The organism is Aeromicrobium sp. CnD17-E, assembly GCF_024124745.1.
In the GTDB taxonomy this organism is placed as follows: Bacteria; Actinomycetota; Actinomycetes; order Propionibacteriales; family Nocardioidaceae; genus Aeromicrobium.
Genome location: NZ_JAMXRU010000011.1, coordinates 24,290 through 36,677 on the forward strand (window position 1 = coordinate 24,290; position 12,388 = coordinate 36,677).

The window sequence follows — 12,388 nt, forward strand, 5'->3', positions numbered from 1 at the left end:
ACGTCGTGCTTGGTTGCAGACGACAACTATCGGAGTATGGTTGTGGATGTCAACCAGTCCGTCCGAGCAGAAAGAGGAGCCGTGCCAGAACCCACCACCGCCGCCGCACCACCGTCGTCCGAGGACAGCGGGGAGATGACCCATCGCCAGGTGCTCGAGGCGCTGAGCGGCCTCCTCCTCGCGATGTTCGTCGCCATGGTGTCCAGCACCGTCGTCACGAACGCGCTGCCGCGGATCGTCACCGACCTGAAGGGCAGCCAGACCGGCTACACCTGGGTCGTCGTCGCGACGCTGCTCACCATGACCGCCACCACGCCCATCTGGGGCAAGCTGGCCGACCTGTTCAGCAAGAAGCTGCTCGTGCAGGTGGCGCTCGTCATCTTCACGATCGGGTCGCTCATCGCCGCCTCCGCACAGAGCATGGGCGTGCTCATCGGCGCCCGCGCCGTGCAGGGCCTCGGCGTCGGCGGTCTCACCGCCCTCGTGCAGGTCGTCATCGCCTCGATGGTCAGCCCCCGTGAGCGTGGTCGCTACTCCGGCTACATCGGTGCCGTCTTCGCCCTCGCGACCGTCAGCGGACCGCTCATCGGTGGCGTGATCGTCGACAGCCCGCTCGGCTGGCGCGGCTGCTTCTTCGTCGGCCTGCCGTTCGCCGTCGCCGCCTTCGTCCTGCTGCAGCGCACGCTGCACCTGCCCGTCGTGCGCCGCGAGGTCTCGATCGACTACCTCGGCGCCACGCTGATCATGGGCGGCGTCAGCCTCCTGCTCGTCTGGATCTCCCTCGCCGGTGCGCACTTCGCCTGGGTCTCCGCCACGTCCGCCCTGCTCGTCGTCGGTGGTGTGCTGCTCATCGCGCTCGCCCTCGTCGTCGAGGCCCGGTACGCCCGCGAGCCGATCATCCCGCTGCGACTCTTCCGCGACCGCACCACGTCGCTGGCCACGCTCGCCTCCGTCATGATCGGCGTCGCGATGTTCGGCGCGACGGTCTACCTGAGCCAGTACTTCCAGTACTCGCGCGGCATGACGCCGACCGAGGCCGGCCTGATGTCGATCGCGATGGTCGGCGGCCTGCTCGTCTCGAGCATCACCTCCGGGCGGATCATCAGCCGCACCGGCGTCTGGAAGCGCTGGCTGGTCGGCGGCATGCTGCTCGTCGTGCTCGGCTTCGGCCTGCTCGGCACGATCGACGCCAGCACCCCGCTGTACGTCGTCGGGCTCTACATGGCACTCGTCGGCCTCGGTCTCGGCGCCACGATGCAGAACCTGGTGCTCGCCGTGCAGAACAACACGCGGCTCGAGGACATGGGCGCCGCCAGCTCCGTCGTCGCGTTCTTCCGCTCGCTGGGCGGGTCGGCCGGCGTGGCCGTGCTCGGCACGATCCTGAGCCACGACGTGAAGGGCAACGTCTCCGACGGCGTGCGCGACCTCGCCGCCTCCGGCCAGCTCGACCGGGCCGACCTCGAGCGGCTGAGCCACTCGACGGGCCAGATCCCCGACCTGTCCACGCTGCCTGGGCCGTTCCGGACGCTGTACGAGACCGCCTTCGGCGACGCGTTCGGCCACATCTTCCTCGTGGCCACGCCGTTCGCGGTCGCCGCGCTCGTGTGCATCCTGTTCATCAAGGAGGTGCCGCTGCGCACCACGATCCAGAAGGACGTGGAGGTGCTCGAGACCGAGGGCCAGCCGGCCGACACGGTGGCGAGCCTGCGATGACCGCCGGCACGGTGCCCCCCGCCGCCTCGTCGCTCGACGCGCTCCGGCTCGTCGAGCACGAGGTGGGGGTGCTGATGCGCCGGGCCCGCCGGGCGCTCACCGAGCGCGCGCGGCTCGTGCACCCGGACCTGCAGGCCATCGGGTACCTCGTCCTCGTGCAGGTCGAGGCCGACGGCCCGGTCCGGGGGAGCGGTCTGTGCGACGTCCTCCACCTCGACAAGGGCGCGGTGAGCCGCTCCGTGCAGCACCTGCTCGACCTCGGCCTCGTCGACCGGACGCCCGACCCCGACGACGGACGGGCGACGCTCCTCTCGGTCAGCGACGAGGGGCGTCGTCGGGTCCGGGCCGTCGACGCCGCCCGGCGGGAGCTGCTCGGCGAGCGGTTCGCGGACTGGAGCCGTGAGGACCTCTGCGACGTCGCCGCGACGTTGCGCCGCTACAACGCGAGCTTCGGCCCCGAGGCCTGAGCGCCTGCGTCCGCCGCGAGGTCGAGCGTCATGAAGACGCTGAGCGGGTCCGGTCCGTAGTCGGCGAACGGCCCGCACTCGACGAAGCCGCGCCGCGCGTAGAGCCGCCGGGCGGGGGCGAAGTGCTCCTCCGCGCCGGTCTCGAGGGAGACCCGCTGGAGACCGTCGGCCCTGGCGACGTCGACGAGGTGCTCCAGGACGGCGGCCGCGACACCGCGACCTCGGGCTGCCTGCGGGGTCCGCATGGCCTTGAGCTCCCCGAGCAGTCCGGGATGCGTCCTCAGCGCGCCGACCCCGAGCAGCACGGGCGGCTCCTCGTCGGTCCAGGCGGCGACCATGCGCACGTCCGGACGGGCCAGCGCGTCGTGGGGGAGGGCGTGGACGCTCTCCGGCGGTGACGTCGCCCGCATCTCGGCGAGGTGCTCGTCGAGCAGCGCCGCGACGTCGGGGTCGTGGGGCGAGACGGTCCGTACGTGCATGTGGCCATCTTCGCGCGGGTCCGGCGAGTACCGTGACCGGGTGCAGCACGAGTCGGTCGACGCGCGTCCGCGTCCCTCCCGGTGGCGTGTCGCGGTCGTCGGCGTGGTCGTCGCGCTCGGCGCCGCGCACCTGCTCGGCGTCACCGCAGCCGCCCTGCCGCCCAACGCGTACTCCGACGCCGCGCGTCCCGCGACGTCGTACCTCGGCGCCTACTTCTCGCAGAACTGGCGGCTGTTCGCCCCGAACCCGATCGCGTCCGACCGGGTCGTGCGCTTCCAGGGGGCCTACGAGGAGGACGGCCGCACCGAGGTCACGCCGTGGCTGGACTGGACCGACGTCGAGCTCGACCTCGTGCGCCACCGCCTCGTCGGCGGTCGCGCCGGCTACGTCACCAACAAGCTCTACGGTCCGCTGGCGAACCGCTACGCGGCGCTCGACGAGCCCCAGCGCGCGGTCGCCGACGTCGTCGACCCCGCCAAGGTCCTGACGTGGCGGCGGCTCGACCGTGAGCTGCGCGCGGGCTCGAACGACCGCTTCGACGACGCGCAGGTGGCCCTCTACCTCGCCTACGACCGCGCGACGACGGAGCTGGCCACCGACGCGCTGGAGGCCGCCCACCCCGGACGCCGTCTGGTCGCCGTCCGGTACGCGACGCGCAGCCAGGACGTCACGCCCTGGGCGGCGCGGCACGGCTCGGCGGCGGAGCGGCAGACCGCGCGTCCCACGCCGGTCCAGCGGATCAACGGCTGGCGGACCCCGCTGCGCGGCGACGCCGCCGAGCGCGCCGTGGTCGCCGACTTCCTGCGGAGGCACCGATGAGCGGCGTCGGTGACCGGGTCTGGACCTGGCTGACCGCGCGCAAGCACGCGACGCGCGGCCTCGCCATCACGCGGATCGTGCTCGGTCTCATCGTCTGGACGCAGCTGCTCGCCAACTGGTCCGACCGCCACTACACGTGGGGCGACGGCGCGACGTGGACGCAGGGCGTGCGCGACGTGAAGTCCTGGCCGGGCTTCCTGGGCATCTTCCAGCAGGCCCACGGTGCGAGCTTCGACGCGCTGTACCTGCTCACGGTGCTGGCGGGCGTGCTGCTCATGGTGGGCCTCTGGACCCGCGCGTCGGCGCTGCTGACCCTGTTCCTCTGGATGTCGCTGTACGTCTGCAACCCGTTCGTCGGCTCCGGCGGCGACGCGGTGCTGCGCATGGTGCTGCTGTACGCCTGCTTCACCGACTCCGGCCGGCACCTCTCCGTCGACGCCTGGCTGCGTGCCCGCCGCGGGGAGCTGCGTCCGGTGCTGCCCGGCTGGCTGTCGACCACGCTCCACAACGTGGCCGTGGTCCTGATCATCCACCAGGTGGTCATGGTCTACGTGGGCTCGGCGCTCTGGAAGGTGCAGAGCGACCTCTGGCTCGACGGCACGGCCGTGTACTACCCGCTGCAGACCGAGGCCTACTCGCCGTGGCGCGACCTCCTGCACCCGCTGTCGAGCGCGTCGCCCGTCGTGATGGCCGCGACCTGGACCGCCATCGTCGTCCAGCTGCTGTTCCCCGTGCTGCTGCTCTACCGCAGCACCCGGGCCGTGTCCCTCGTGGTGATCACCGGCATGCACCTCGGCATCGGGGTGTTCATGGGGATCATGTACTTCTCGCTCGTGATGATCGCGGTCGACATGATGCTCGTCAGCGACGCCTCGTGGCAGCGTGGCGGACGGTGGTGCCGGGCCTGGTGGGCACGACGGCGGGGGACGCCGGACCACGCCGGCCTGGTTGACCTGCGCAACTCTGTGTGATGTGTCTCAGGTGACAGTCGGAGCGCACGGTGACCTGAGATCTGCGTAAGATGTCCCGCAACGACCGCTGAGGCGGGCGTTGCACCGGCCCGCGGTCCGCAGCTCTTCCCCCAAGAAGCGCACCGCAAGACACAGCGACATGGGAGTCACTCCACGATGAACAAGCTCGGCAGGAACACCCTCGCCCTCGGGTTGAGCACCCTGCTCATCACCTCAGCGGCGGCCTTCTCCGCCAACGCGGCCGACGAGACGGAGTCGCACGCGACCAGCCGTTTCCTCAGCGGCACGATCGGCGGCACGAACCTCGACGCCATCGCGGAGCTGGAGGGCACCTCGGCCGACAACCCGGGCGACCCGGGGCCGAACACCAACCCGCTGTCGCTGACGGTGCTGCAGGCCATCCCGATCGACATCCCCGGCGGGATCGACCTCAACCTGGCCGACTTCCTGAGCCCGGGCAACGGCTCGGCCGGCGTCGCGAACCACTACGCCGCGGCCCCCCAGACCAACTCCGCCGCCGCGGCCAGCGGTGCCGTGAACAACACCGGCGCGATCCTGGCCCCCGGCAACGGCGAGTTCCCCTCGAACGCGAAGATCTCGCTCGACGGCGGTGTCCTGAACGGCATCAACGACGAGCTCGCGGGTGTCGACCTGTCGCTCGGCGCGCTGTCCGGCTCCGCCGTCATCGACAAGGGCGACCTGACGCGTGACTACCAGATCGGCAGCGCCACGCTGGACGTCAAGGTCCCGCTGCTCGCCGACCTGACCGGTGACCTCTCCACGGCGCTGAACGGCCTGGACGCGGCGAACGACATCACCATCAGCCCGGCCTCGCTCTGCCCCGTGCTCAACGACACGCTGAACGTCGGGACGAGCACGCTGCTCGCGCAGCTGCGCTCGCTCGGCCTCGGTGCGCTGGCCGACACCCTCGGTCCGGTGCTGCAGACCCTCGGTCTGAACGAGGTCGACCTGTGCAACCTGCCGACCCTCCCGGTCAGCGGCACGCCGATCTTCGGCGACGACGTGCTCAGCCAGCTGATCACCGTCCAGGTCAAGGGCCTCGGTGACGTCACGAGCGGCATCGCCAACTTCTCCAGCGACGGCGTGGCCGTCGACCTGGCGACCGGCACGATCTCGCTCGACCTCGCGAAGATCCTGCAGGCGGCCGGCGTCGACATCAACAACCTGCCGCCGAACACGGACCTCGTGCAGTACATCACCAGCGACCTGATCGCCGGCAAGATCACGAACGTCCTCAACAACGCGATCGACGACATCGTCACCAACATCGGCAAGGTCAGCCTGCAGGTCACCGTGGCCGGCACGACGGTCATCCCGGAGTCCGACCTCGGTGCGCTCACCGACCCGCTGACGGCGATCCTCAAGCAGGTCACCGACGCGGTGCAGCAGATCGGCGCCCCGATCGACGACCTGCTCGGCGACCTCGCTCCCGACCTGGCCCGCATCGTCAAGCTGACGGCCAACACGCAGTCGACGTCCACGACGCCCACGCTGTCCGCGGGCGGCGAGAGCGCCGGCGTCCTGGCGGCCGCCGCGACCGGTACCTACTACCGTCAGGGCGCGCTCCGCGTCGACCTGCTCGGTGGTCAGCTCGCCAGCGTCGACCTCGCCAACGCCGAGGTCGCGCTGACCGCGGCGGACGACACCGACGCGCAGGCCGACACGCAGGCCGACGCCGACGCGCAGGCTGACGCCCAGGCCGATGCCCAGGCTGACGCCCAGGCCGACGCCGACGCCATCGCGGACGCTGCGTCCGACGCCCAGGCCGACGCGGTCGCGGACGCCGACGCGCAGGCCGACGCCGACGTGACCACCACGCTGCCCAGCACGGGCGCCCCGAACCTGCTGCCCTTCTGGCTGCTGGGTCTGGGCCTGGTGCTCTTCGGCGCCGCGGTGCTCATCAACGAGCGTCGTCGCATGTCGCTCTGACGCTGCACACCACGACGCCTGCCCGGTGACCGCTCGCGGTCGCCGGGCAGGCGTCTGTCCGGACCTACGATGGAGGCATGGCGGTGGCGGGAGGTGACGGCGACGGTGCACGCCAGGGCGACGAGGACCGGCACGACTGGCGCACGACGCTGATCGTGGCCCTCGCGGTGCTGGCCCTGGTGCACTCGCTGCTCGTCGCACTCTGGCTCGCGCCGCGTGGACCCGTGCGCGACGTCGCCGGGGGCTCGTTGCTCACCACCTACGTCGACCCCTACTTCCGCCAGTCGTGGGACCTGCTCGAGCCGAGCGCCCAGCGGGTCGACGAGGCGCTCTGGGTGCGTGCGCGGGTGCGCACCGGACCCGAGACGCTGGCGCTCACGCCGTGGCTCGACGTCACGAAGGCCGACCTGACCCGGACCCGCGACGACGTCGCGCCGGCCCGGGTCCACCTCGCCGGCCGCCGCCTGGCCACCAACCTCAACAACGCGATGTTCGCGCTGGGCCGGTCGGGCCGCCAGGTCGTGCTGGAGTCGACGGTCGGACGTCCGCCGGAGACGCTGCGCGGCGCACTCGCCTCGGCCGGCGTGCGCCCCGCCGACGTCGCCGCGTACGCCGACCTCGACACGATGGCCACGCGCTTCGCGTCGCTCTACACGCAGGCCTACACCGACCGCCGGGTCGTGCAGGTCCAGTACCGCGTCGCCCGCCGGACCGTCCCGCCGCACGCCGACCGCGACGAGCGGCGGGTGTCGTCGGTGCCGTTCGAGTGGTTCGACGCCGGATGGCGCGCCGCGGTGCGGGGCTCGGCGGAGGCGCAGTCCGCGTTCGACGGATACCTGGGGGTCGACCGATGAGCACGCTCTGGCGTCTGAAGGACGCGCTGGCCCGGACCCGCGGCTCCGCGGAGAGGTGGCTGACGGGGGAGCGGCACGCGCTCCACGCGGTCGCGCTCGCGCGCATCCTCGTGGGCCTGTCGGTGCTGGGCCTGCTCGTCACCAACTACTCGACGCGCCAGGTCTGGGTCGGCGACGCCTCGGCGTGGGCCGAGCCGGCACGGGCCGTCAGCCGCTTCCCCGAGGTGTCGCTCCTCGACGGGGTCAGCGGCGACCTCCTCACCGTCGTGTACGTGGTCGTGATGCTCGCGGCCGTGGGCCTCGTCCTGGGCTGGCGGGCCAAGGCCATGACCATCGTCGTGCTGCTCGGCTTCATCGCGGTGACGGCGCAGAACCCGGTGCTCGGGTCGATCGGCGACAACCTCGTGCGCCTCACGCTGCTGTGGATGCTGCTCATGCGGACCGCCGACGTCTGGTCGCTCGACGCCAACCGGCTCGAGCCGCGCGACAGCGACGACGTCGCGCCGGACTGGCTGCGCACGGGGCTGCACAACGTCGGGCTCGTCGGCCTCGGCGCGCAGACGGTGCTGGCCTACCTGGCGGGCGGTCTCGACAAGGCCTCCCAGCCGGTCTGGCAGCAGGGCACCGCCCTCTACACGACGCTGCAGCTGCCCGAGTTCCGTCCGTTCCCGTGGCTCTCGGACCTGCTGTCGAACGCGACCGTGCTGCTCGCGCTGCTCACCTGGACGGTGCTGGCGGTGCAGCTGTTCTTCGCCCCGATGCTGCTGCGTCGCGAGACGCGCAACCTCGTCGCCGGGGTCGCGATCGGCGTGAACATCCTCTTCGCCGTCGTCCTCGCGACCCCGTGGTCGTCGTTGGCCGTGATCGCCGTGACCGGCCTGTTCGTCAGCGACGACCGCTGGGCGGCGCTCGGCGAGCGGGTGGCCGACCTCGCGTGGCCCGTGCTCGACCGCACCGCCGACCTGCGCTACGCGGTGGCCGACCGCGTCGCGGACTGGTGGTACGACCGCGTGCTCGGCCTGTGGGACCGCGTGCGGTTCAGCGTGTTCCGACGCTGACCTGCGTCGCCGCACGGCGACCGGCCACGACGAGCAGCACGACGGGCACGACCAGGGTGCCGGCGACGGCGTTCAGCGTCCCGAAGCCCTGCCACGCGACGAGGACGCCGGCGAGCAGGCCACCGGCGGCCCCCGACAGGTTCATCGTCAGGTCGCCCAGCCCCTGGACCAGCGGGCGCACGTCGGGCGGCGTCGAGGCGGTGAGCAGCGCGGCACCGGCGATCACGGCGGCCGACCAGCCGAGGCCGAGCAGGACCAGCCCGACGGTGATCTGCAGCTGGGAGTCGCCCGACGTGCCCGAGACGACCACGGCGAGCAGCAGGACGAGCTGACCGGCGAGGATCGTGCGGGCCGGTCCCCAGCGGTCGGCGAGCCAGCCCATGACCGGCGACAGCGCGTACATGCCTGCGATGTGCAGGCTGATGGTCAGGCCGATCACCTCGACGGCAGCGCCGTGGTCCTGCATGTGCACGGGCGTCAGCGCCATGACCGAGACCATCACCGCGTGCGCCAGCGCGATCGTGACGACGGCGGTGCGGGTCCCGCCGCGGACGTGCGGCAGCGCTGTCCGCACCCGCGGCACCGCGACCTCCATGCCGTCGCGTCGGGCGGGCGGCAGCGGGTCGGGTCGCAGGAGCAGGAGGTTCATCAGGCCGGCGACGAGGAACGCCACGCAGGCGAAGACCATGGTCCCGGCCAGGTCGGGCACGCCGAGAGCACGGGCGGTCGAGGTGCCCGGGCCGGTGAGGTTCGGGCCGAGGACCGCGCCGACCGTCGTCGCCCAGGTGACGAGCGAGAGCGAGCGGCCGACCTGGTGGCTCGCTGCGAGGTCGGTGGCGGCGAAGCGCGACTGCAGCGTCGCGGCGGTGCTGACGCCGCACAGCAACAGGCCGATGAGCACGAGCACGAGGCTGTCGGCGGTCGCCCCCAGCACCACGATCGCCGCGCCGGCGGCACCGAGGAACCAACCCACCGTCAGGGCGGGCCGGCGGCCGGCTCGCACGGCGAGAGTCGCCAGGGGCACGGTCGCGATCGCCGCGCCGAGGGTCAGCATCACGGTGGCCATCCCGGCCCAGCCGGACGACCCCGACACCTCGCGCAGCAGCAGCACGCCCACCGCGAGGCCTGCGCCGCTGCCGATGCCGCCGACGACCTGCACGACCACCAGCACCCGCAGGACGCGGCGCTGCGCCGCCTCCGTGGCGGTCACGAGGCCCAGATGGTGACGCGGTCCTCCGGGTCGAGCCACAGGGCGTCGGCCGAGGTGGTGCCGAACGCCTCGTGGAAGGCGTCGATGTTGCGCACCACCTGGTTGCACCGGAACTCCGGCGGGGAGTGCGGGTCGACGGTGAGCCGGCGGACCGTCTCGGCCGGACGGACCTTCGACTGCCAGGCCTGCGCCCAGGAGATGAAGAAGCGCTGGTCGCCGGTGAGGCCGTCGATCGTCGGCGCCTCGCCACCCGTGGCGATCCGGTACGCCTGGTAGGCGATGCCGAGTCCGCCGAGGTCGCCGATGTTCTCGCCGATCGTCAGCTCGCCGTTGACCCTCTGTCCGTCGGCGCCGTCGGGCGAGAGCGCGCCGTACTGCTCCACGAGCGCGGCGGTGAGGCCCTCGAACGCGGAGCGGTCGTCGTCGCTCCACCAGTTCCGCAGGGCGCCCGTGCCGTCGTAGTGGCTGCCCTGGTCGTCGAAGCCGTGACCGATCTCGTGACCGATCACCGCGCCGATCGCCCCGTAGTTGACGGCGTCGTCGGCGTCGGGGTGGAAGAACGGGGGCTGCAGGATGGCTGCCGGGAACACGATCTCGTTCATCGTCGGGTTGTAGTAGGCGTTGACCGTCTGCGGCGTCATGTACCACTCGTCGCGGTCGATGGGCCGGCCGATCTTCGCCAGCTCCCGGTCCATCGAGACCGTCAGCGACCGACGGGCGTTGCCCAGGAGGTCGGTCGGGTCGGTCTCGAGCGCGGTGTAGTCCTTGAAGCGCTCGGGGTGGCCCACCTTGGGCGTGAACGCGTCGAGCTTCGCCAGCGCCTCGGTGCGCGTCGCCTCGCTCATCCAGGGCAGGGCGGTGATGCTGCGACGGTAGGCCTCGACGAGGTGCGCGATGAGGTCGTCCATGCGCTCCTTCGCGGTCGGCGGGTACTCGGTGCGCACGTAGATGCGGCCGATCGCCTCGCCCATCGCCGACTCCACGAAGCCCACGCCGCGCTTCCACCGCGGACGCAGCTCGTCGGTGCCGCTCAGCGTGCGGCCGTAGAAGGCGAAGTTCTCCTCCACGAACGCGCTCGGCAGGTAGGGCGCGGCGGCGTGCAGCACCTGCCAGCGCAGCCAGTCGCGCCACGCAGGAAGGTGCTCGACGGTCAGCAGGCCGGCGAGGCCCTCGAGGTAGGACGGCTGCGACACGACCGCCTCGTCGAGCACCGACGCCGGGATGTCGGCGGCCGTGCTCCACGTGGTCAGGTCCAGCGGACCGAGCAGGGCCTGCAGGCCGTCACGGTCGACGAGGTTGTAGGTGCGCTGCGCGTCGCGGCACGCGACCCGGTCCCAGTGGTGCGCCGCGACCTGCGTCTCGAGGTCGAGGACGCGGGCCGCGCGGTCGGCGGGCGACTCGAAGCCGCCGAGGGTGAACATCCGCTCGAGGTGGTCGCGGTAGGCGGCCCGGACCTCGGCGGTCTCGTCGGTCCGGTAGTACGACTCGTCGGGCAGGCCCAGGCCGCTCTGCACGACGTGGGTCACGTACCGCTCGGGGTTGCCGCGGTCGGGTGCGACGTACAGGCCGACGACGCTCGCCACGCCGGAGCGCTCGAGGTGGCCGAGCACCTCGACGAAGGTCGGCACGTCGGCCACGCCGTCGATGCGGTGCAGGTCGTCCTGCAGCGGCTCGGTGCCGAGCGCGTCGATGCGGTCGGTGTCCATGAAGCTGGCGTAGAGCTCCCCGATCTTGCGCTCGTCGGCGTCGAGGTCGGCGGCCGGGTCGTCGAGCGCGTCGCGGCAGGACTCGACGATGCCGCGCACGACCCGCTCGGCCTCGTCGACCAGCGTCACGAACGCCCCGGCCGTGGCGCGGTCGGGCTGGATGGGCGCGTCGCGCAGCCAGGGCCCGTTCACGTGCCGGAAGAGGTCGTCCTGGGGGCGGGTCTCGGGGTCGAACGCGGAGGTGTCGATCGCCGGACCAGCCGGCGCGGAGAGGGACTCGGTGGACGGGGCGCTGGCATCGGTCACCTGGATAGGCTACCTGCGTGTCCGTGTCGCACCCCGCCCATCTGACCGTCCTCGACGTGCAGGACGTGGGGCCGCACCTGCGCCGCCTCGTCCTCGGCGACGGCGACGTCGCGCGCGGCTTCGACGCGCTCGCCGCCCGGTGGTCCGGATGGGCCGACTCCTACGTCAAGCTCGTGTTCCTGGCCGACGGCGTCACCTACCCCGACCCGCTCGACCTCGACGAGGTGCGGGCGAGCCTGCCGAGCGACGTCTGGCCGGTGCTGCGCACCTACACCGTCCGTCGGCTCGACCTCGAGGCACGGGAGCTCTGGGTCGACGTGGTGCTGCACGGCGACGAGGGCGTGGCCGGCCCGTGGGCCGCCCAGGTGCGGCCCGGCGCGACCATCCACGTCCGTGGTCCCGGCGGCGCCTACGCGCCCGACCCCGCCGCCGACCACCACCTCCTCGTCGGCGACGAGTCGGCCCTGCCCGCCATCGCCGCGACCCTGGAGACGCTGCCCGCCGGAGCCCGCGCCACCGTGTTCTGCGAGGTCGACGGCCCCGACGACGAGCTCGACGTGCACACCGTCGCCGACGTCGACCTGCGCTGGCTGCACCGCGGCGAGGCGGCGGCCGGCACGACGACGCTGCTCGACGACGCCGTCCGTGCCTGGCCGTGGCCCGAGGGACGCGTCCAGGCCTTCGTGCACGGGGAGTCGCGGCTGCTCAAGACCGTCCGCCCCTACGTCCGCGAACGCGTCGCCCGAGGCGACCTGTCGGTGTCCGCCTACTGGCGGCTCGGCGCGACGGAGGAGGGCTTCCGGCGCTGGAAGGCGGAGCAGCGCGCCGTCGAGCCCGGCTGAGCCGTCCGCCTC

Annotated in this window: 11 protein-coding genes; 8 read left to right on the top strand and 3 right to left on the bottom strand. The window is 72.4% G+C overall.

The window, feature by feature from the left end; all coding sequences use genetic code 11:
• Positions 1 to 81 precede the first annotated feature (81 nt).
• Both NH339_RS04340 and NH339_RS04345 read left to right on the top strand, forming a co-directional pair.
• Positions 82 to 1,713, top strand: a complete 1,632-nt coding sequence (locus NH339_RS04340; protein ID WP_308207028.1) for an MDR family MFS transporter — start codon at positions 82 to 84, stop codon at positions 1,711 to 1,713.
• On the top strand, positions 1,710 to 2,180 hold the full coding sequence (locus NH339_RS04345; protein WP_253022911.1) for a MarR family winged helix-turn-helix transcriptional regulator: 471 nt from the start codon (positions 1,710 to 1,712) through the stop codon (positions 2,178 to 2,180). Before NH339_RS04340 ends, NH339_RS04345 begins: the two co-directional genes overlap by 4 nt.
• Here NH339_RS04345 and NH339_RS04350 read toward each other — a convergent pair.
• Positions 2,150 to 2,659, bottom strand: coding sequence for a GNAT family N-acetyltransferase (locus tag NH339_RS04350; RefSeq protein ID WP_253022913.1), 510 nt, complete (start codon positions 2,657 to 2,659; stop codon positions 2,150 to 2,152). The two genes, NH339_RS04345 and NH339_RS04350, sit on opposite strands and share 31 nt — an antisense overlap.
• 40 nt (positions 2,660 to 2,699) lie before the next feature.
• Here NH339_RS04350 and NH339_RS04355 point away from each other — a divergent pair, with 40 nt between their 5' ends.
• The 5 genes from NH339_RS04355 (at position 2,700) to NH339_RS04375 (ending at position 8,312) form a co-directional block, all read left to right on the top strand.
• Positions 2,700 to 3,479 carry a DUF5819 family protein gene (locus tag NH339_RS04355; RefSeq protein WP_253022915.1) on the top strand — a complete coding sequence of 260 codons (780 nt, stop codon included), beginning with the start codon at positions 2,700 to 2,702 and terminating at the stop codon, positions 3,477 to 3,479.
• Positions 3,476 to 4,450: an HTTM domain-containing protein gene (locus NH339_RS04360; protein ID WP_253022917.1), complete on the top strand. Its 975-nt coding sequence runs from the start codon at positions 3,476 to 3,478 to the stop codon at positions 4,448 to 4,450. Before NH339_RS04355 ends, NH339_RS04360 begins: the two co-directional genes overlap by 4 nt.
• Before the next feature lie 156 nt (positions 4,451 to 4,606).
• Positions 4,607 to 6,400: a choice-of-anchor G family protein gene (locus NH339_RS04365; RefSeq protein WP_253022919.1), complete on the top strand. Its 1,794-nt coding sequence runs from the start codon at positions 4,607 to 4,609 to the stop codon at positions 6,398 to 6,400.
• Between the two features lie 77 nt (positions 6,401 to 6,477).
• The gene (locus NH339_RS04370; protein ID WP_253022921.1) at positions 6,478 to 7,254 is read left to right on the top strand and encodes a DUF5819 family protein; all 777 of its coding nucleotides are present in this window, start codon (positions 6,478 to 6,480) and stop codon (positions 7,252 to 7,254) included.
• Positions 7,251 to 8,312 carry an HTTM domain-containing protein gene (locus NH339_RS04375; RefSeq protein ID WP_253022923.1) on the top strand — a complete coding sequence of 354 codons (1,062 nt, stop codon included), beginning with the start codon at positions 7,251 to 7,253 and terminating at the stop codon, positions 8,310 to 8,312. Before NH339_RS04370 ends, NH339_RS04375 begins: the two co-directional genes overlap by 4 nt.
• Here NH339_RS04375 and NH339_RS04380 read toward each other — a convergent pair.
• Positions 8,293 to 9,522: an MFS transporter gene (locus tag NH339_RS04380; RefSeq protein ID WP_253022925.1), complete on the bottom strand. Its 1,230-nt coding sequence runs from the start codon at positions 9,520 to 9,522 to the stop codon at positions 8,293 to 8,295. The genes NH339_RS04375 and NH339_RS04380 overlap by 20 nt on opposite strands.
• Positions 9,519 to 11,477, bottom strand: coding sequence for a M13-type metalloendopeptidase (locus NH339_RS04385; protein WP_253022957.1), 1,959 nt, complete (start codon positions 11,475 to 11,477; stop codon positions 9,519 to 9,521). Before NH339_RS04385 ends, NH339_RS04380 begins: the two co-directional genes overlap by 4 nt.
• Before the next feature lie 74 nt (positions 11,478 to 11,551).
• Between NH339_RS04385 and NH339_RS04390 the strand changes: the two genes are divergently transcribed.
• Positions 11,552 to 12,376: a siderophore-interacting protein gene (locus NH339_RS04390; protein WP_253022936.1), complete on the top strand. Its 825-nt coding sequence runs from the start codon at positions 11,552 to 11,554 to the stop codon at positions 12,374 to 12,376.
• The last annotated feature ends 12 nt before the right edge of the window (positions 12,377 to 12,388 follow it).

Coding starts and splice junctions, on each gene's coding strand:
- NH339_RS04375 (WP_253022923.1), top strand. CDS start 7,251: ATGAGCACGCTCTGGCGTCTGAAGGACGCGCTGGCCCGGACCCGCGGC.
- NH339_RS04350 (WP_253022913.1), bottom strand. CDS start 2,659: ATGCACGTACGGACCGTCTCGCCCCACGACCCCGACGTCGCGGCGCTG.
- NH339_RS04345 (WP_253022911.1), top strand. CDS start 1,710: ATGACCGCCGGCACGGTGCCCCCCGCCGCCTCGTCGCTCGACGCGCTC.
- NH339_RS04365 (WP_253022919.1), top strand. CDS start 4,607: ATGAACAAGCTCGGCAGGAACACCCTCGCCCTCGGGTTGAGCACCCTG.
- NH339_RS04360 (WP_253022917.1), top strand. CDS start 3,476: ATGAGCGGCGTCGGTGACCGGGTCTGGACCTGGCTGACCGCGCGCAAG.
- NH339_RS04370 (WP_253022921.1), top strand. CDS start 6,478: ATGGCGGTGGCGGGAGGTGACGGCGACGGTGCACGCCAGGGCGACGAG.